The organism is Shewanella dokdonensis (assembly GCF_018394335.1).
GTDB lineage: Bacteria > Pseudomonadota > Gammaproteobacteria > Enterobacterales > Shewanellaceae > Shewanella > Shewanella dokdonensis.
Map to the genome: position 1 here is coordinate 2,086,976 of NZ_CP074572.1, position 17,900 is coordinate 2,104,875.

Genomic DNA, 17,900 nt, shown 5'->3' on the forward strand with positions numbered 1-17,900 from the left:
ATATCTTGAGTAGCCATGATTAGAAGCCCTCCGCTTTAGCAATATTCACAAGGAATGCTTTGTACTCAGGTGTTTGCGTATTAGCGTCACCCACAGCGGAAGTTAGCTCATTGACGATATAACTCTTCTGAGTCAGCGCTTCATAGCTACCATGGCGCGGAATACCAATAGTGTGCACCGGTTTGCCCTGTACCATCATAGGTTGCAGACGTTTAGTCACATACGCTTTAGTGATGATGTGTGAACGTTTAGAGGTTACTTTCACCCAATCACCGTTAGCGATACCTTTCTCGGCCGCCAGCGTTTCATCGATTTCAATGAAGTGTTGTGGCTGAGTAATCGCGGCTAGACGACAGTGAGTTGTCCAGTTGTTGAAGTGTTCGGTCATTGAGTAGGTAGTCCCTACGTATGGGAACTCTTCATTAGTCCCAAAGGTTTCACGCATACCTTGGAACATACGAGCAACTGGGTTGTTAGTGACTTTTGGATGCAGCGGATTGCTGGCCAGCGGTGATTCAAATGGTTCATAGTGTTCAGGGAACGGACCATCTTTCAAGGCACGCAATGCGAACAAGTGACCCACACCATCGGCTTGCATGATGAATGGATGGGCTGAATCTTCTGCATTTAACTTAGCGTTAAAGTCTGGTACGTCAATGCCTTGCCATTTGTTGTCTTTATATTCAAGCAACACACGGCTTGGATCGCGTGGTTTACCATGTACGTCACATGAGGCACGGTTGTACAGAATGCGGCGGTTAGCCGGCCAAGCGAATGACCAGTTTGGCGTGATACCTTTGCCAGATGGGTCGCTGTTGTCACGGCGGTCCATCATGTTGCCTTTTTCGGTCCATTGACCGGTATAAATCCAGATACCACAAGAGGTTGAACCATCGGCTTTCAACTCTGAGAAGCTATTGAGCAGCTTGCCAGTATTGAGGTCGTAACCGTTCATCTCTTTCGCCAGTTCTTCGGAGCTAGGTTCATGCTCGATAGCATAATCCCATTTAATCGCTTCGATAGGTTCAGGCAGGCGGCCACCTTCTTCACGATACAGGCGTTTCAGTTCCAGCATGATGCCAGACAGAATAGCCGGATCTGACAGAGCTTCACCTGGTGGATTTGCGCCTTTGTAATGCCACTGTAACCAGCGACCAGAGTTAGCAATTGAACCACTTTCTTCAGCAAAACAAGTGGTTGGCAGACGGAAAACTTCAGTTTGGATATTTGCAGTGTCAACATCGTTGAACTGGCCAGCGTTACGCCAGAAGGTGGAAGTTTCGTTTGCCAAAGCATCCAGAATGACCAAGAATTTCAGGTTAGATAAACCTTTAGATACTTTTTGTTTATCTGGCTGAGAGTTCAGGGTGTTAATCCCTTGAATGAAGTAACCATGCACTTCACCGTGAACCATCATGTCGATCTGTTTGTTGATATCGTACTGCTGATCCCATTTTGGCAACCAGTCATAACCGAAATCGTTTGCAGCTGTTGCGTGATCACCGTAGAACGCTTTCAACAGCGACACGGTAAATGCTGGCGTGTTATGCCAGTAGTTGGTTGAGTTCGGACGCAGTGGTTTTGGGGTGTAGTGCTTCAGGTAAGCTTCAAGATTGATATCTTGATCTTGTGGCAGCTTCAAATAACCAGGCAGACCCTGGCATAGCAGTGCCAAGTCAGTTGCCCCTTGTACGTTTGAGTGACCACGCAGTGCGTTAACACCACCGCCCATAATCCCCATGTTACCCAGCAACAACTGGATCATGGCCATGGTACGGATGTTTTGTGCGCCTACACTGTGCTGTGTCCAACCCAAGGCATAGAGGAAAGTCGCCGCTTTGTTATCAACATGGGTGGCGCCAATCTGTTTACATACGTCTAAGTAAGCATCTTTAGGTGTACCAGTAATGCTTGATACTGTGTCTGGATCGTAGCGTTCAACGTGTTTTTCAACAGGTTCAGTACGCAACGTGGGTGGCTCATGGTTGGGTCGACTTTAGCGTAGCCTTCGTCATCCAACTCATAGAACCAAGAAGATTGGTCATAAGTGTTAGTGGTATCATCAAAGCCACTGAACAAACCATCGTTAAAGTCAAAGTCTTCACGCACGATATAGGGGGCGTTGGTATAGGCTTTGACATATTCAACGTTGATCTGATTGGTGCTGAGCAGATAGCGGATCATCCCCAGCAGGAAAGTAATATCAGTACCTGAACGCAGTGGGGCATAGGTATCTGCTACAGCCGCACTACGGTTGAAACGTGGGTCAACCACAATCAAACGGGCGTTGTTGTGTTCCATTGCTTCAGTGACCCAACCAAAACCTACTGGGTGAGCTTCTGCTGCGTTTCCGCCCATCACGATTGCGAGGTCGGTATTTTTCATGTCGGCCCAGTGGTTGGTCATTGCACCACGGCCAAAGGTTGGTGCCATCGCGGCAGGAGTTGGCGCGTGACATACGCGGGCGATGTTATCCAAGCCCAGCATACCGATAGCACGGCCAAATTTATGGGTCATGAAACAACCTTCGTTAGCTTGTGCTGACGAGGTCATCATCCCCAAACTGGTCAAACGGTTAACGGTTTGGCCTTTAGCATTTTTTCAACTAAGTTGGCGTCACGTTCATCTTTTACCAGACGCGCGATGCGTTTGAACGCTTCGTCCCAGCTAATACGTTGCCATTCATTGCTACCTGGCTTGCGTACTTCTGGATACTTCAGCCGGTGTGGGCTGTTGACATAATCTACCAAGCCCGCGCCTTTTGGACATAATGCGCCGCGGTTGATTGGGTTATCAGCATCACCTTCAATATGGAAGATGTGTTGTTCGGCATTTTTGCCATTGCTGCTGTGGCTATACATCAGCAGACCGCAGCCAACTGAACAATAACAGCAGTTATTGCGAGTTTCTTTGGCCCTGATGAGTTTAAATTCTCTGACTGCGGCAAACGCTTTATCAGACATCAGCCCCAATGCGGAAATGGCTGATGTGGCTGCTCCAGCGGCACACAGTTTGAAAAACTGTCGTCTGTTCATACTTCACTCTCACACGCTTGTTGTTATGAGTTGTGGCACGTCACCCAAAATAGCGGCGGCGTTGAGTAGCAGGAATAAACCCTACTTAGGGCGTGATTATTTTTTAAATAACTTTAAATAACAAATTATGACATGTGATCAATATCCTGTTTTTCAATAAGTGAAATATTCATCTATAAAAATGCAATTAATTGGTAATTTTAAGAATTAAAAACTGTAAAATATAAAAAAATAGGTATTTATGTATAAAATATCTATGGTCAAAATGACTTATTGAAAGTGGCAAAATTGTCCATAAATAAATAACTGGGAGATGCTATGTGATTTAGATCACATTTGAAGCGGCGTTCAAAGTGACTTAAACAAGTGAAAATGCGTAACTGAGACAAAATTACCCATACTTAATGTGGGGTAAATTGTGGAGTGTGTCACAAATTTGTCGTTAATGTCCGACCATCGGCCAACACGACAGTGTGATCCCCATAGGGTGTGATGGGGCACTTTTGACTTCGGCTCATGACCGCTAATGGTTCACTTATGTTCTTCGCCAAATATCAAAAGGTGTTTGTCCGCTAACGTTGGGTGGTAATTTTGTCGGTACAGAGGTGCAGTAAGCAGCACCACCATCATTGGTTATCGCTGGCAAATTGGCTCATGAACTGTGAGGGTTACTGCTGTCCATGGTTAGGGCAACTGGGTGGCCGAGAGATACAGTTTGGCCCTGAATGACCATCACCAGGATAGCTAAGTGAGCTGGTGGTGTTTCGCGGGTGATATATTGGTGCGGCAGCTTGTCTGATAGCGCTGGGTGCTGCACAGGTTTACTGAATAATAAACCCGTGCAGGACTTAGGAATTAATGGCTTACATGGTCAATCATCTGCAGTAGTTGCATTCTTACTGCATCAGGTGTCTGGCTATCCCAATAACCAAACAGCCAGGCTATCAGGGGAGAAAGAACATAATAGTCAGCATGCCCAGCATGAGTGACCGCGCAGAAATGGCATGATTGCCCGGTAGTGCCAGTCCGAGAGCTTCTTTCTTCGGACAAGCGGCAACGCAGCGCATACAGGCCTGACATTCATCGCTACGAACCGTAGTTTTGGTGTGAACAATAATATTGGCCGGACATGCCCGAGTACACTTGTCACATTTCATGCCTTTGCTCAGTAAGCAAGCGTTATCATTCCGGCGAATTTTGAAGGGGCTTAGAAAGCTAAGTAAGCCCAGAACGGCACCATAAGGACACAGGTAACGGCAGAATCCTTGGCGCCGCCATGACGCAAGCATCAGGATTAAGGCAAAACCGCATAAGGTGACCAGCCCAGGAGTGACAAAGAACAATGCCATCTTGAGGTCAGCCACTTTATGGTAGTTGCTTTGCAGGTAGCTGGGAATGCCCATCGCTGGCATGCCTGCCACTAGGGAGACAAATGCAGCTAACAGGACGTACTTAAGCATGCGTAAGGGCCAATCGAGCCATCTTGGCGGCATGAGTTCTTCTTTGATAAAACGCTTTCGCAGCAGGTATAAGTGTTCGCCGGCCAGTCCAATCGGGCAGGCCCAGCCACAGAATGCTCGCTTGCATAGAATACCTGTGAGCAACACGATTGCTAACATCACCGCGGCGGCCGGATGGGTTTGATCCCATAAGCCTAATGACACTATCCCCTTAACTTCTATGGCACCGGCAATGGGTAAAAAGGCATCCACTACATTGGGACGACCCACCACCGGGGTCATGCCAGCTTTAAGCATCAGGCTATTGATGGTGTACTGCACCGCAACAATTAACAGTGCCAGGGCGATGAGGTGTTGGCATGCGGAGCGTAACTCGTTGATCCGCATTTCACCTTTAGCAAAGGCGGGTTTGCGCCACTGTAGCAATGCCAAAACAGCAATTGCCAGCAATGTGCCACCAAGTAACACCGGGCTGGCACTAATAACTAACGCTATGAGTAAAGACGCAGCCGCAACAACCGCTCCATAGCGTTTACCCGCCCACCACAGCTGACTGGCACCATAAAGCAATGCCAACATTAAGGTGACGGATTCGGTAATGGTCATGAGATTTCCTACATCTGAGAGTCTGTGCCTAGTGTGAAACCCCGCAGGCAAAATAGTTGTATTTGAGGTGTAGGATTTGTGCACCAGATCCAACAATGCTAACGGCATAGTAAAAATTCGTGTTCTGGCTCACATAGATGGATAGTCCGGTAAAGGTTAAAATATGGTGTCAAAAATGCTGTCAGAAAGTGGTCTGGCAGTGATATTCCGCTATTTTCGCTAGAATAAAAAATTGTTAAAATTGAGTTAATTATCTTAGGGGTGGCCGATGCGGAATTACAGAGGAATCATTAGCAAATCCCTCTGGGGAATACTGGCGTTGTGTTACTTTGCGGTGACTTATGAAGTCGTTGAGTATTTACAACGCAGTTATAGTCGGGATATTGCGGAAGATCGCGCAGACGATTTGTCACGGCAACTGGCGTTGGTGCGCTATCGGCTGGAAGCCTCTGTCACCGCTGAAGTTTTTCAGGCAAATGCTTTGGCGTCTTATATCTCTGTGAGCCCGCATTCCACACCACAACAATGGCTTCCATTGGCGCGAGGCATCATTCGTAAAGCTATCCATATTCGTAACATAGCGGTAGCTCCTGACGATGTTATCAGTTTTGTTTTTCCTTTGGCTGGCAATGAAAAGGTTCTGGGACTGGATTTTCGAGAGACGTCGCAGTGGCGTACCGTGCAGTTGGCTCGTCAGCAACAGAACATCTTCATCGCTGGGCCGCTGACATTAGTCCAGGGCGGAGAAGGTCTGGTTGTCCGCATTCCTATTTTTTCTGATCCGCCAGCCAATACCCATTACTGGGGCGTATGCAGTGTTGCTTTGGACTGGCATCGCTTATTGCATGACGCTGGCAGTGATTCCTTCCCCGATGACATCGAATTGGCAATGCGCGGTGTTGATGGCCTAGGGCCGCTAGGCGCAGTGTTTTATGGCGATCCTGCGGTTTTCCTCCAACCGCTACGTAGCGAAACCGTTAATCTGGTCAGTGGCGTTTGGGAGTTAGCAATTAGGGCAATACCCAGCAACTCTACAGAATTATGGTTTCGGAGTAACTTAGTAAGGTTATTAGGCTACACGCTCTCATTTGTCTTATTTGGCGTAGTTATGCTGCTGTTAAATGCCTATCGTAATGCTCGTCGTTATTTCTATGAAGATGTGCTGACCAAGATCAGCAATCGTCGCCGGGCGATGCGGGTGCTGGATAAGCTACAGAAGCATGGTAGTCATTTCTGCATCTTCAATATCGATCTTAATAATTTTAAACAGATTAACGATACTTATGGTCATGTTGCGGGTGATGCGTTGTTGATTGAGATTGCCGCGAGGCTTGAGCGAGAATTGCGGGGGAGCGACATGGTGGCCCGCATCGGGGGCGATGAATTTTTAGTGATCTTGCCACGAATATCCGATACCGACAGTATTCTGGCAATTCAACAAAAAATTATGACCCAGGTATGTGCACCAGACTTTAGTTGGCGAGGGCTAAACCTGCCGATACAGATGAGTATGGGTTACGCCTGCTACCCTAAAGATGCGGATGATATTGAGGAATTACTGCACATTGCTGACCGTGCTATGTACCTAGATAAACAACAGCACAGAGGGCGAGAGGCAAGATAATCCTCGCCTCTGCGGAAGGAAGATCAGGGTTCCATGTTGGCAATGAATTTATTGGATTCATCAATGGAGCGATTCATCTCTTTGATCAATGAAGAAATATCAGTTTGCAGATTAGCAAACTCGCCCTTGATTGAGGCAATGGTCTGAGCATTGAGATTATGTTTGAGATACAGCATGTTGTCTTTCATCGCCGTCAGTACTGGGGCCATTTTGCTTTCTGAACGACGCATACTTTTCAGCATCTGAGTGTAGGAACGCTGTGTTTGGTTCAATTTGCGCTGACTCTTCTGGCGAAGACTCGCTTTACTGATTTCCCCAATTTCATCTTGCCATTCATCAAACAGGGCATCGGCCACACTTTCGACTTTATTGATGCGATCGCTGACTTTATCGGCGGCTGACTGGGCCGATTCATATTCGTCCTTGGCCTTGTCATAGGCCACTTCTAGGTCGCCGCCATTGTGATGCAGCAAGGCCTGCATCTCTTCCAGTGCCGAGCTAAACTGCTTTTGCGCGTCCTGCTGTGATTCTTGTGCGTCTTTAACGCGATCTACCATGATATCCCGTTTGTGATATCCCATTTTTTCCATGGCGCCAAAATAGGCTGACTGGCAACCACCTAACAGTAATATCAGGCTTATTAGACCGCTGCTTACAAGTGCTTTCATCGTGTATCCCTTTTATGTTTCAGGCGCGAAATTTGGCGGCATCAATGATGCTCCATATATGGGCGATAGCGCCGATTATTGGTGGTATGACCAACCACCACAGGGAATAACCGACAACTGTGATAACGAAAAATAGTATTGCTGCCAGAATACGTCCTTGAATCAGTTGTCCTAATCCGGGGAAAAAGACATTTACCAGCGCTGCGATAACATTGCCGGCAGATCCTTGTTGTGCCATCAAATATCTCCTTGGTTTCCGATATAAAAAGCCAGGCGCTTTTTATGCCGGGATTTTGTAATCTGTTTGTTATTGTACGAAGATATCGGCATAAGTCATCCAACAATCATGATTACCGTGAAATCTCAATTAAGTTTGCAACGTACCGGCGCTATTGGGCGCAGTGTTTGGTGCTATGTTCTGCACGTCAAAAGTCGGGTGTTGAATGACCAAATCAATATTCGTGCTGGTCATCTGGCCTATGTAACCTTGTTGTCGCTGGTGCCTATGGTGGCGGTGACTATGTCGATGTTGTCGGCTTTCCCTGTGTTTAAGGGGTTCGCAAAGAGATCGAAAACTTTATCTATCAGAATTTTTTGCCCGCCGCTGGTGACACTGTGCAGGTGTATATCAACCAGTTTGTGGGGAATGCGTCCAAGGGGACGGCCATTGGTATTGGCGCATTGATGGTGGTGGCAATTATGTTGATTTCAGCGATCGATAAGGCGCTGAATTATATCTGGGGCAATCGCAGCAAACGGCCATTGGTGTTGTCCTTCTCCATGTACTGGATGATCCTCACTTTAGGTCCCATCCTGATTGGCGCTAGTCTAGCCGCCACCTCTTATGTGGTATCGCTAAAGATTTTCAATGAGGCCGACACTTACGGTGTTGGCGCTTTTTTCGTTGCACGCTTGCCTTTTTTATTTTCGGTGGCCACTTTCCTGTTGCTTTATACCGTGGTGCCCAACCAGAAAGTACAGCTGTTACATGCGTTACTGGGGGCCGTGGTTGCAGCCTTGCTGTTTGAAGCGAGTAAAAAGGTTTTGCTTTTTATGTGACACATTTCCCGACGTATGAAGCTATCTATGGTGCTCTGGCAACGATTCCCATTTTGTTCCTGTGGGTCTACCTGTCTTGGATGATTGTGTTGTTAGGCGCCGAAATAACCGCATCTTTACCTGAGTATCTGGAAGAACTACAACAGGTTGCCGATAATGATGTGACTCCAGATGAGCAGAGTTGAACCGCTATCGCGACAATGGCTAGATGTGGGGGATGGGCATCTGTTGCATCTGCTGCAATATGGCAAGCCCGATGGTATCCCCGTGTTATTTTTGCACGGTGGCCCTGGCAGTGGCTGTCATGCAAGCGATCTGGCGCTGTTTGATCTGCAACGGTATCGGGTATTGCTGCTGGATCAACGTGGTGCCGGTCAGTCGCAGCCCTCGGGTAAGCTGGTGCATAACGATGTGTTGTGCCTGCTGACCGATATTGAACGCTTGCGACACTGGTTGGGGATTGAACGCTGGTGCTTAGCGGGAGGCTCGTTTGGTGCTACCTTGGGGCTCATCTACGGTGGTCTGTGTCCGCAGCGGGTGCTAGCGCAATGCTACTGGGGCGTCTTTGTGCCTTCTGCTGCTGGCCGCAGTTGGCTCTATGGTAGTCACGGGGCGGCCAAACGCTTCCCAGTGGATTATCGTGGTTGGCGCAACCCCGTCACTGGCACTAATGAAACTGAGCTATTACAGGCATATGCCCAGGCGTTACAGGCACAGGAGCGCCGAGCTGTTGCGGCTTGGTGTCGTTGGGAACGAACGCTGGCGCATCCTTGGACATTATTACCCGCAGACTATTCAGTTGCCGATCGCAGCTGTGCGCTGATTGAAAACCATTTTGCCTGCCATCATTATTTTGCCGCCTATACATTGATGCGGGCCACCCTTAATCGCTGGCCGCCCTCGACGCAGTTGTTGCAGGGCGAGCAAGATTGGGTATGCCCACCATTTTTATTGCAACAGTTGTTAGCCAAACAGCAACAGCCCGTAGCGCTGCAACTGATCCGTGGCGGGCATCACTCATTGCTGGATGCCCGGATGCAACAAGCCGTGATTGCCGCCATCGCACAAATGGCTGACAATATCGAACCATCAATCACAATGAGAACAACTGAGTGATAGCGCTGATCCAACGAGTGACACAAGCGAGTGTTACCGTCAATGAACAAGTCGTCGGGGAAATTGGCAAGGGGTTGTTGGTACTGCTGGGTGTTGAACATCAGGATGATGCCACCACAGTTGCCAAACTGGCACACAAGGTGCTGCATTATCGGGTCTTCAGCGATGAGCAGGGTAAGATGAATCTCAATCTATCTCAGGTTGGGGGCAGCTTATTAGTGGTATCGCAATTCACTCTGGCTGCAGACACCAGCCGTGGCTTGCGCCCCAGTTTTTCCAGTGCCGCCGTTCCGGCTCAGGCTGATGAACTTTATCAAGCCTTTATTGGGTATTGTCGGGATGCGGGAATCACTGTGGCAAACGGTCGTTTTGCGGCCGATATGCAGGTGGCTCTCATCAACGATGGGCCTGTGACCTTTAACTTACGAGCATAATGGCTTATGGTGCAGTGGTCTTATAACCTTTCTATTTAATCGAATAAAAAATCAAATTTTATCCGCTTTTTATCTAATTTCTCTGTCTATAGACTGGCTCCATTATTTAGGGAAAGCCCTGAGCAGTTATCCAAATATAGCGGAGTGAATTATGAGCAAGGTTTTAGTATTGAAGTCCAGCATTCTAGGTGGTTATTCACAGTCAGGTCTGCTACTGGACTATTTGGCTGCATCCTGGAAGGAACAGGGTGCCACTATCAACGTACGTGATCTGGCGGCAGATGCTTTGCCTGTACTGGATGGTGAATTAGCCGGTGGTCTACGTGGTGGCAATAATCTGAATGCCCGTCAGCAGGAAGCTCTAGCACTGTCAGACAAACTGGTGAGTGAGATCAAAGATAGTGACACAGTGGTTATTGCTGCCCCTATGTATAACTTCACTATTCCGGTGCAGTTGAAAACTTGGATCGATCTTATTGCTCGTGCTGGTGTCACTTTCCGCTACACAGCCGCAGGTGCCGAAGGCCTATTAACTGGTAAGCGTGCCGTGATTGTTGCTACTTTTGGTGGTATCCACAAAAATGCACCTGAAGATTTTGTGGTTCCTTACCTGAAAACCGTGCTTGGTTTTATTGGTATCACAAATGTTGATGTGGTTTATGCAGAAGCACTGAACATGGGCGATGAACCACACGATAAAGGTATCGCTGATGCCAAAGCAGCGATTGATAAGCTGTCAGTGTAACAATTAGCACCTGATTGCATCGTAGCTGTCAGCGAACGATGATACATTTCAAGCCCCGATAGTCTATCGGGGCTTGTTGTTATGGTGCCTTATCTTCCTCAGTTATGGTATCGAGATAAACATCCTCCCTTTGAAACGGGTACCGTTGAAACTGAAGTCGTGCTCTTCGGTGAAGACGTTACTGCCTAGACAGCTAACATGGTGCCAGACTCATTTCCCAATCGCTGATACGAATGACCTGTTCCAAATTTGGCGCTAATGCAGCGAGACTGCTATTTGAGTGTGTTTGCAGGGCTGAACGATAGAAACATGGGGACTTAATAAATAAAGACTGGCAGCAATGTTTTTGTGGGGATGAGTATTAAGCTCATGGCGCTTGCTGAACGAAAGAGCCTCCCGATGGAGGCTCTATACAGATCCGATGCACTAGCTGACTAACGGTGTTGTTGAATTTTTGCTGGCAACAACCTGTTGGTTAGCTCATCGATAATGCTACGTTATTTTTTCTTCGCCATAAAATCAATGGCTTGTTTAAGCTCGTCGTCTGAGCAACTGCTGCACATACCGCCCGCAGGCATATTGCCTTTACCGTCTTTGACGCTCTTGAGCAAGCTATCCATACCTTTATCCATCAACGACTTCCATGCGGCTTCCTGATGCGCTCTTGGCGCACCGCCCACACCGCTGGCATGACAGAACATACAGGATTTGTTGTAAACGGCTTCACCATCCTGGGCTGAAACGCTAGCAGTGAAACTGAGCGCAGTAAGTGCGGCAGTGATAAATATCTTTTTCATAAACTTCGTTCCTAAAGCAAAGACTTATCAAGTACACAGCTGCCTTATGTTATGTGGCAGACTTGTTGTTGCGTGCTGTACCAGCCTACATCAAAGTATCGGGAAACTCATCTTTTTGTGAGCTGACTCTCATCTTAAAATTGCTTAGCAGATAAAGTTTTGTAAATCACTAATATATTATTCACTTATGAAAAAGTTCCCAAAAGATCCCTTTTATTGGAAGCACATCAAATTGCTGAAACTTAATCAAAAGCAGATGTAAACCCAATTGTTGCTTTATGTTAGGATCATTGGCGTTCAGAAGTGCATGTTTATCGAGGGCTAAGTGACAGCACCATCCAACCCACCATTACTGTCTGCCAGCCACCTCACGTGTATCCGTGAAGAACGGATCCTGTTTGATGATCTCAGCTTCGAGATCAACGGTGGCGATATTGTGCAGATTGAAGGCCCCAACGGCGCAGGTAAAACTAGCTTACTGCGGATCCTCGCAGGTCTCTCTCGTCCATATGGCGGAGAAGTGCTATTTCAGGGAGAACCCATCGTCCGTTGCCGTGATGAATTCAACGAAGATCTGCTGTATCTCGGGCATCTTGCTGGCGTCAAGAGCGAGCTGACTGCGGAAGAGAACCTTAACTTCAACTTAAGGATTAGCGGTTACGCTCAGTTTGATCCAAGAGAGATCCTAGCTAAGGTCAACCTCACCGGATTTGAAGACGCCTTAGCCGGGCATTTGTCGGCAGGCCAGCATCGCCGTACGGCCTTGGCTCGCTTGTGGCATACCGCCTGCAAAATCTGGATCTTGGATGAACCCTTTACGGCTATCGACAAAAAAGGGGTTGCAGAACTTGAAGAGTTGTTTATTGCCCATGCTAATGACGGTGGCTGTGTCATTCTCACCACTCATCAGGATATGGGGATCATCTCCGATGACAGGTTACGCAAAATCCGTTTGGATTATCGGTTCGTATAGGGAATAAGATGAACAGAGGTATCAGTTACACCCAGGCATTTTTCACTCTGCTCCAGCGCGACCTGAAAATTGCTGTGCGTCATCGTGGTGATATTTTCAACCCGCTGCTGTTCTTTATCATTGTCGTTACCCTGTTCCCGTTGGGGATCGGTTCTGAAGCAAAAATTCTCAGCCGAGTTGCGCCGGGGATTATCTGGGTCGCGGCGTTGTTGGCTTCAATGTTATCACTAGAGCGGCTGTTCAAAGCTGACTTTGCTGATGGCAGTCTGGAGCAAATGCTACTCAGCCCTCAGCCGCTACAACTATTAGTGTTATCCAAAGTGTTGGCGCACTGGCTGCTGACCGGCGTGCCTTTAATTATTGTGGCCCCATTATTGGCCGTGTTGCTGCACATGGATGGCAACGCTTATCCAGCATTGATTGAAACCCTGCTGCTGGGAACCCCAGTGTTAAGCCTGTTGGGTGCCATTGGTGTGGCATTAACCGTTGGGCTGCGTAAAGGCGGGGTATTACTGAGTTTGTTAATTTTACCGCTGTATATTCCAGTACTGATTTTTGCTACTGGCGCGATAGAATTTGCCGCAACTAAACAACCCTATGATGGCCAGTTGGCAATTATTGCCGCTTTGCTGGTCGGATCCTTGGTTTTGGCGCCCTTTGCCATTGGCGCCTCCTTACGTGTGAGTACAAACTGATATGTGGAAATGGTTACATCCTTACGCTGAGCCCCAAAGGGCATACCAGTTGGCCGGGAAATTCATTCCTTGGTTATCTATTCTTGCCACGCTAATGCTGCTTACTGGCACTATCTGGGGCATGGTGTTTTCACCGACTGACTATCAGCAAGGCGATAGCTATCGCATCATTTTTGTGCATGTGCCTGCGGCCTCTATGTCAATGAGTGCCTATGTTGGGATGGCGATTGCAGCGTTTATTGGTCTGGTTTGGCAAATCAAACTCGCAGACTGGATGGCCGCCTCCATTGCTCCTGTCGGTGCTGTCATTACCTTCATTGCATTGGTTACTGGCTCTACTTGGGGCAAGCCAATGTGGGGTACCTGGTGGGTTTGGGATGCGCGTTTGACTTCCGAGTTAGTGCTGCTATTCCTGTATCTGGGTGTGATCTCGCTCTACGCTTCGTTCGAAGATAAGGTATTAGCTGCCCGTGCTGCTGGCATTTTAGCCATAGTAGGTGTAATTAATATTCCTATAATTAAGTATTCTGTGGATTGGTGGAACTCCTTGCATCAGGGATCTATCAAAATGACCGGTAAAACAGCCATGCCACCCGATATGCTGGTACCGCTAGTGATCAATATTCTGGGCTTTGGGGTAATGATTGCGGCATTGAGTTTGATACGCTTCCGCGCCGAAGTGTTGGCTCGTAACGGTATGCGTCCCTGGGTAAGGGAACTGGCACAAGCTGAAGGAGTCAAATGATGCAAGCACAATTTCAGTCCGTAGCAGATTTCTTCCACATGGGCGGATATGCCTTTTACGTGTGGCTGTCCTATGGCGTTGCTTATGGCGCGTTGGGCATATTGATTGGTTTTTGCATCACCCGTAAGCGGCGGGTATTGAAAGAGATTGCAGCAAAGGTCAAGCGTGAAGAGCGTTTGGCGCAACATCGGAGTAACAAACAGTGAACTCAAGACGCAAAAAGAGATTAGTTCTGGCCAGTGCGCTGGTGGGCGGTGTTGCAGCAGTGGCCTCATTGCTGCTGTACGCGCTGAATTCTAACCTTAACCTGTTCTATACCCCGTCTGAGATCATCAACGGTAAAGTGGATACAGGCGTTAAACCAGAAATCGGTGACCGTATCCGTATTGGTGGTATGGTGACAGAAGGTACTGTCGTTAGAGATCCCAAAAGTCTAGACGTCAGCTTTGCTGTGCACGATGCCAATGGTGGGCAAGTGACCGTCACCTATGATGATCTATTACCGGATCTATTCCGTGAAGGTCAGGGCGTTGTTGCTCAAGGGGTACTGGTTGCTCCTGGAAAACTGCAAGCGACCGAAGTGTTAGCCAAACATGACGAAAACTACATGCCGCCAGAAGTAGCTGCCGCTATGGGTAAAAACCATCAGAAGATGGAATACACCGCAGAACAGATGGCATCTGGTGGTAGTAAGTAAAGCATGCAAAATAAAAAAGGCGCATTGGCGCCTTTTTTATTGCCTTGTTAAGCTGCACAACACAGTAATTGCTGCAGTTCTGGCAATGATGTCACTTCATAATTAGGTGTGATACCTTCTGGGCGTGATGCTCCGTGGCTGTTGAGCCAGCAGGTATGTAGTCCGGCGTTCAGGCCACCTTGGACATCGGTATGTGGGTTATCGCCAACCATCAGCACTCGATGGCGTTGGGGATTATCCATCTGCGCTAACGCGTGCTCGAAGATCGCTTTCTCGGGCTTAGGTGCACCGACCTCTTCGGAAATAACCAATACATCGATTAACTCAGTCAATCCGACTTTTTCCAAACGAATACGTTGCAGCGCTGAGAACCCATTAGTGACTATGCCTAGTTTCGTACGCCCTTTCAGGCAACCCAATAACTCCGCTGCACCGGGTAGCATTTCGCATATTTCAGCCATTGCTAGCAGATACTGCTGATTCAATAGCAAAGGGGCAACGCCCAATTGCTGCCCCCAGAAGGCAAAACGGCGACTTTGTAGCGTTTCGGCATCGATCTGTTGTGCCTGATAAGCCTGCCATAAAGGCACGTTTGCCGCTGAGTAATCAGCGAATTCTGCCGGACCAAAATCCACCCCATAGCGGGAAAACATCAGCCGTAATCCTCGCTCAGCATCGAAGTTAAACAGCGTATCATCGGCATCGAACAGCACCCAGTCATAATCTGGGTGGCGGGTAGTGGTCATAGTTACTCCAGTGGATTTCCCACAAATTGTGGTTGATCTTAAGCGGATAGCCGCATTGAGACAACGTCTTACACCACGATACAATTAACGGCATTGTTAGCTCATCATGGTGAAAACCCAAGCTAGGCACTTAGGCATTAGGTTTTTAGAATGGCCCTGATAACCGTTTCTTGCGCCAGTAATTGTTGGTAAAGGGTAAACTGGTTGGCTGCCCGTTCAAGATTGTGTTGTGGATGGCTGATGCGAAAATAACGGTCCCCATCCAGATAGTCAGTTAAAAAACGTACCGCTAACATCAGTGTCACTACGCGGATCCCCAACCAGAGACTTTGCTGTTCAACGGGCGTCATGGTGGTGCCGAGCGCTTGTTGCCAGCCTGCTACTAGCGCCGAGAAATACTCCGGCAGCATACGTACCTGTTGCAGCTCTGTGGCATCTTCAGCGACAGCGGCACAGCAACTGCGCACCATGTCGCCAAAGTCGTACATTAAATATCCAGGCATACAGGTATCGAGGTCGACAACCGCTAATGGGTGCTGTCGATCTTCAGTAAATAGCAAATTATTGCTCTTGGTGTCATTGTGACAAATACGCCGTGGTAGCTGCGGTTCTATCTCTGCCAATTCGGCTACTAATGCCTGCTGAGCCAAGGCGAATTCATACCATTGACGACAACATTTGAGGCGTTGCAAGTGGTCGGTCGCGGCTGCTTGCTGCAACGCATCCAATCTGGCTGAGAGTGAACGGAACGCTGGGATGACCTCCTGTAGCTTATCGGGATCAAGGTCGGCAAGAGCCGCAACAAACTGACCAAATGCCCGCGCCAATTGCTGTGCTTGTTGCGGCGACGTGAGTTGTTCAACACTACAGCTGTCTTTGATATAACTGATAGCGCGCCAAAACCCTCGCTCGCCCATATCAACAGCCAACTCGCCACTCAAGGTTGTCAATGGTTGTGTCACTGCTAACGGGTAAGCCGTTTGTGGCAGAGATAGGTGCTGGGCAATAACCGCCGCATTATTCACCAATGCCCAAGGCGCCGGAAATACCCCCGTGTTGAGCTGCTGCAACACTAATGAGATACGCTGACTGGTGATTTGCCACGTACTGTTGATATGTCCATTGCCCAAGGGCTGGATCAGTGCTTGAGGCAGCTCTTGGTCGTTGAGGTAATGAGGTAATACTTCATGCCGGATGAACGCTGTGGTAACAGCAACATTTGCGTGAGACAAATGAAAATCCTTAATCGAGATAGCGACTGAATGCGGTATCAGCCTGTAACGCTGCCTGGCTACCTTTGAGGCTGAAATCATAGCCGCAGAGCTTGATACTGCCCCGTAGTGCTACGTTGTTAATCAAAGCTTTAGTATCTAAGGGACTGAATCTGGCCTCGACTCGCCCATTGCCATTGACGATACTCACCTGCATCGGTCGGAAACGGCTATCATCGTTAAATACCAGTTCGGCACAGTGTTTATCGCCTTTGGCGCTTGCCAGATCCCAGATGATGCCCGGGGTTAAGGTATCGCCAAACCAACTCAAAGACAGCACATCGCCCTGTAGTGATAAATCAAAATGATCAGGCAGCTTTATGGTGTCGCGTGCACTATTATCATTTGCGCTTGCCTGCGCCGCCGTTGGGGGTGTTGCATCGACAGGCGCCGCTGGACTTAGCCACCACACGATAGCTACGGCCAGTACTAGCAAGATTAAGGTAAACCCACCGAGCAGCTTACGGTAGTGCCATGCTTGCTGCAGTCCCTCAGCACCAGCATCACGCCAACTGGCAAGCAAGGCCGATAACGACCCCGTTTGTGGTTCATCCTGCCAGACACTGTCGGTACGCGGATCAATATCGTTTAAGCTCTCACTCTCAGCAGCAAACCGCGGCTCTGACGGCTCGATAAATGCCGGAGCAGCTTGCACTTCAGTGCTTGCCATTATATTAACGGGGGCGGCACCTGCGCCACCCAACGTGGGTTCAACCCGATAACCTCGGGATTTTGGTGATAGGTTCACTGGCCCAGAGTAGCCCTGAATATAACTACGGCGGTTGGCGGCGCCCTTACCAGACACTGCCGGTAAAAATGCCAATCCCAGGTGTAATAAGGCCGCCAGTACTAAGCCAACGTTAACGTAGACACCTGCGCTTGAGGCCGCCGTAGATAATGCGGTCAACACCAACAGCCAAGGCAATATCGGCGTCATGGCCATAGCTAAAGGTCTGCCTGGCATCACGTACCCGGCGTAGTGCTGACGCTATTACTACCACCGCCAGTAACGAGCCAGGCAGCCAAATAAAGTATCCATTACCAAACAGCAACCATACCAGCATCAACAACAGATAAGCGGCAACACTGATCGCGAGGTGACGCCAGCCACGGTCAAAGCCCCGAAAACAGATAAGCGATTTAAACAGCACGATATCCTCTTTGCTAAGCTTGTCGCTGCAGTAAAATAATGTGATGACAGACTAACGAATTTACACTCAAATGTCAGC

General features: G+C 48.4%; 16 protein-coding genes and 3 pseudogenes. 10 read left to right on the plus strand and 9 right to left on the minus strand.

Annotated elements, in window-relative coordinates; all coding sequences use genetic code 11:
- Nucleotides 1–19: 19 nt before the first annotated feature.
- Together fdnG and KHX94_RS10050 are read right to left on the minus strand one after the other, a co-directional pair.
- Nucleotides 20–3,035: pseudogene (gene fdnG, locus KHX94_RS10045) on the minus strand (formate dehydrogenase-N subunit alpha).
- 855 nt (nucleotides 3,036–3,890) lie between these two features.
- A pseudogene (locus KHX94_RS10050) lies at nucleotides 3,891–5,101 on the minus strand (4Fe-4S binding protein).
- A 268-nt stretch (nucleotides 5,102–5,369) separates the two neighbouring features.
- Between KHX94_RS10050 and KHX94_RS10055 the strand changes: the two are divergent.
- Entirely contained in the window at nucleotides 5,370–6,725 is a 1,356-nt protein-coding gene (locus KHX94_RS10055) for a diguanylate cyclase domain-containing protein (RefSeq protein ID WP_213680541.1), read from the plus strand.
- A 23-nt stretch (nucleotides 6,726–6,748) separates the two neighbouring features.
- Here the strand turns inward: KHX94_RS10055 and KHX94_RS10060 are convergent, their stop codons facing one another.
- Both KHX94_RS10060 and KHX94_RS10065 read right to left on the minus strand, forming a co-directional pair.
- Nucleotides 6,749–7,393, minus strand: coding sequence for a DUF2959 domain-containing protein (locus KHX94_RS10060; RefSeq protein ID WP_213680542.1), 645 nt, complete (start codon nucleotides 7,391–7,393; stop codon nucleotides 6,749–6,751).
- A gap of 19 nt (nucleotides 7,394–7,412) precedes the next feature.
- Nucleotides 7,413–7,631, minus strand: coding sequence for a hypothetical protein (locus tag KHX94_RS10065; RefSeq protein ID WP_213680543.1), 219 nt, complete (start codon nucleotides 7,629–7,631; stop codon nucleotides 7,413–7,415).
- Nucleotides 7,632–7,742: 111 nt separating this feature from the next.
- Here KHX94_RS10065 and KHX94_RS10070 point away from each other — a divergent pair.
- The 4 genes and pseudogenes from KHX94_RS10070 to KHX94_RS10085 all read left to right on the plus strand — a co-directional run bounded on the left by KHX94_RS10070 (nucleotide 7,743) and on the right by KHX94_RS10085 (nucleotide 10,747).
- Nucleotides 7,743–8,637, plus strand: a pseudogene (locus KHX94_RS10070) (virulence factor BrkB family protein).
- Nucleotides 8,624–9,568 carry an alpha/beta fold hydrolase gene (locus KHX94_RS10075; RefSeq protein WP_213680544.1) on the plus strand — a complete coding sequence of 315 codons (945 nt, stop codon included), beginning with the start codon at nucleotides 8,624–8,626 and terminating at the stop codon, nucleotides 9,566–9,568. The pseudogene KHX94_RS10070 and the gene KHX94_RS10075 overlap by 14 nt, the downstream one beginning before the upstream one ends.
- On the plus strand, nucleotides 9,565–10,002 hold the full coding sequence (dtd, locus tag KHX94_RS10080; protein ID WP_213680545.1) for a D-aminoacyl-tRNA deacylase: 438 nt from the start codon (nucleotides 9,565–9,567) through the stop codon (nucleotides 10,000–10,002). The genes KHX94_RS10075 and dtd overlap by 4 nt, the downstream gene beginning before the upstream one ends.
- 151 nt (nucleotides 10,003–10,153) lie before the next feature.
- Complete coding sequence (locus tag KHX94_RS10085) at nucleotides 10,154–10,747, plus strand: FMN-dependent NADH-azoreductase (RefSeq protein WP_213680546.1); 594 nt, start codon at nucleotides 10,154–10,156, stop codon at nucleotides 10,745–10,747.
- Nucleotides 10,748–11,244: 497 nt separating this feature from the next.
- On the opposite strand, the gene KHX94_RS10090 is transcribed toward KHX94_RS10085, so the two are convergent.
- A complete protein-coding gene (locus KHX94_RS10090; protein WP_213680547.1) occupies nucleotides 11,245–11,544 on the minus strand; it encodes a c-type cytochrome in 300 nt (99 codons plus the stop codon).
- Nucleotides 11,545–11,869: 325 nt separating this feature from the next.
- Between KHX94_RS10090 and ccmA the strand changes: the two genes are divergently transcribed.
- From ccmA to ccmE, 5 genes are read left to right on the plus strand one after another with little or no spacing between them, the layout of a single operon-like run.
- Complete coding sequence (gene ccmA / locus KHX94_RS10095) at nucleotides 11,870–12,517, plus strand: cytochrome c biogenesis heme-transporting ATPase CcmA (RefSeq protein ID WP_213680548.1); 648 nt, start codon at nucleotides 11,870–11,872, stop codon at nucleotides 12,515–12,517.
- A gap of 8 nt (nucleotides 12,518–12,525) precedes the next feature.
- Nucleotides 12,526–13,212, plus strand: a complete 687-nt coding sequence (ccmB, locus tag KHX94_RS10100) for a heme exporter protein CcmB (protein ID WP_213680549.1) — start codon at nucleotides 12,526–12,528, stop codon at nucleotides 13,210–13,212.
- Between the two features lies 1 nt (nucleotide 13,213).
- Nucleotides 13,214–13,957, plus strand: a complete 744-nt coding sequence (locus KHX94_RS10105; RefSeq protein WP_213680550.1) for a heme ABC transporter permease — start codon at nucleotides 13,214–13,216, stop codon at nucleotides 13,955–13,957.
- Nucleotides 13,954–14,163: a heme exporter protein CcmD gene (gene ccmD, locus KHX94_RS10110; RefSeq protein WP_244859091.1), complete on the plus strand. Its 210-nt coding sequence runs from the start codon at nucleotides 13,954–13,956 to the stop codon at nucleotides 14,161–14,163. Before KHX94_RS10105 ends, ccmD begins: the two co-directional genes overlap by 4 nt.
- Entirely contained in the window at nucleotides 14,160–14,654 is a 495-nt protein-coding gene (gene ccmE / locus KHX94_RS10115; RefSeq protein ID WP_213680551.1) for a cytochrome c maturation protein CcmE, read from the plus strand. Before ccmD ends, ccmE begins: the two co-directional genes overlap by 4 nt.
- 47 nt (nucleotides 14,655–14,701) lie before the next feature.
- Here the strand turns inward: ccmE and yjjG are convergent, their stop codons facing one another.
- From yjjG to KHX94_RS10135, 4 genes are all read right to left on the minus strand, one after another.
- On the minus strand, nucleotides 14,702–15,400 hold the full coding sequence (yjjG, locus tag KHX94_RS10120; RefSeq protein ID WP_213680552.1) for a pyrimidine 5'-nucleotidase: 699 nt from the start codon (nucleotides 15,398–15,400) through the stop codon (nucleotides 14,702–14,704).
- Nucleotides 15,401–15,537: 137 nt separating this feature from the next.
- Nucleotides 15,538–16,632, minus strand: coding sequence for a phosphotransferase enzyme family protein (locus KHX94_RS10125; RefSeq protein ID WP_244859092.1), 1,095 nt, complete (start codon nucleotides 16,630–16,632; stop codon nucleotides 15,538–15,540).
- A gap of 10 nt (nucleotides 16,633–16,642) precedes the next feature.
- On the minus strand, nucleotides 16,643–17,608 hold the full coding sequence (locus tag KHX94_RS10130; RefSeq protein ID WP_213680554.1) for a hypothetical protein: 966 nt from the start codon (nucleotides 17,606–17,608) through the stop codon (nucleotides 16,643–16,645).
- Nucleotides 17,532–17,822, minus strand: coding sequence for a hypothetical protein (locus tag KHX94_RS10135; RefSeq protein WP_213680555.1), 291 nt, complete (start codon nucleotides 17,820–17,822; stop codon nucleotides 17,532–17,534). The genes KHX94_RS10130 and KHX94_RS10135 overlap by 77 nt, the downstream gene beginning before the upstream one ends.
- Nucleotides 17,823–17,900 lie beyond the last annotated feature (78 nt).

Excerpts from the sequence above, each read along its gene's own strand:
- KHX94_RS10055 (WP_213680541.1), top strand. The coding sequence starts at position 5,370 with ATGCGGAATTACAGAGGAATCATTAGCAAATCCCTCTGGGGAATACTG.
- KHX94_RS10060 (WP_213680542.1), bottom strand. The coding sequence starts at position 7,393 with ATGAAAGCACTTGTAAGCAGCGGTCTAATAAGCCTGATATTACTGTTA.
- KHX94_RS10065 (WP_213680543.1), bottom strand. The coding sequence starts at position 7,631 with ATGGCACAACAAGGATCTGCCGGCAATGTTATCGCAGCGCTGGTAAAT.
- KHX94_RS10075 (WP_213680544.1), top strand. The coding sequence starts at position 8,624 with ATGAGCAGAGTTGAACCGCTATCGCGACAATGGCTAGATGTGGGGGAT.
- KHX94_RS10085 (WP_213680546.1), top strand. The coding sequence starts at position 10,154 with ATGAGCAAGGTTTTAGTATTGAAGTCCAGCATTCTAGGTGGTTATTCA.
- KHX94_RS10090 (WP_213680547.1), bottom strand. The coding sequence starts at position 11,544 with ATGAAAAAGATATTTATCACTGCCGCACTTACTGCGCTCAGTTTCACT.
- ccmB (WP_213680549.1), top strand. The coding sequence starts at position 12,526 with ATGAACAGAGGTATCAGTTACACCCAGGCATTTTTCACTCTGCTCCAG.
- KHX94_RS10105 (WP_213680550.1), top strand. The coding sequence starts at position 13,214 with ATGTGGAAATGGTTACATCCTTACGCTGAGCCCCAAAGGGCATACCAG.
- ccmD (WP_244859091.1), top strand. The coding sequence starts at position 13,954 with ATGATGCAAGCACAATTTCAGTCCGTAGCAGATTTCTTCCACATGGGC.
- yjjG (WP_213680552.1), bottom strand. The coding sequence starts at position 15,400 with ATGACCACTACCCGCCACCCAGATTATGACTGGGTGCTGTTCGATGCC.
- KHX94_RS10130 (WP_213680554.1), bottom strand. The coding sequence starts at position 17,608 with ATGACGCCGATATTGCCTTGGCTGTTGGTGTTGACCGCATTATCTACG.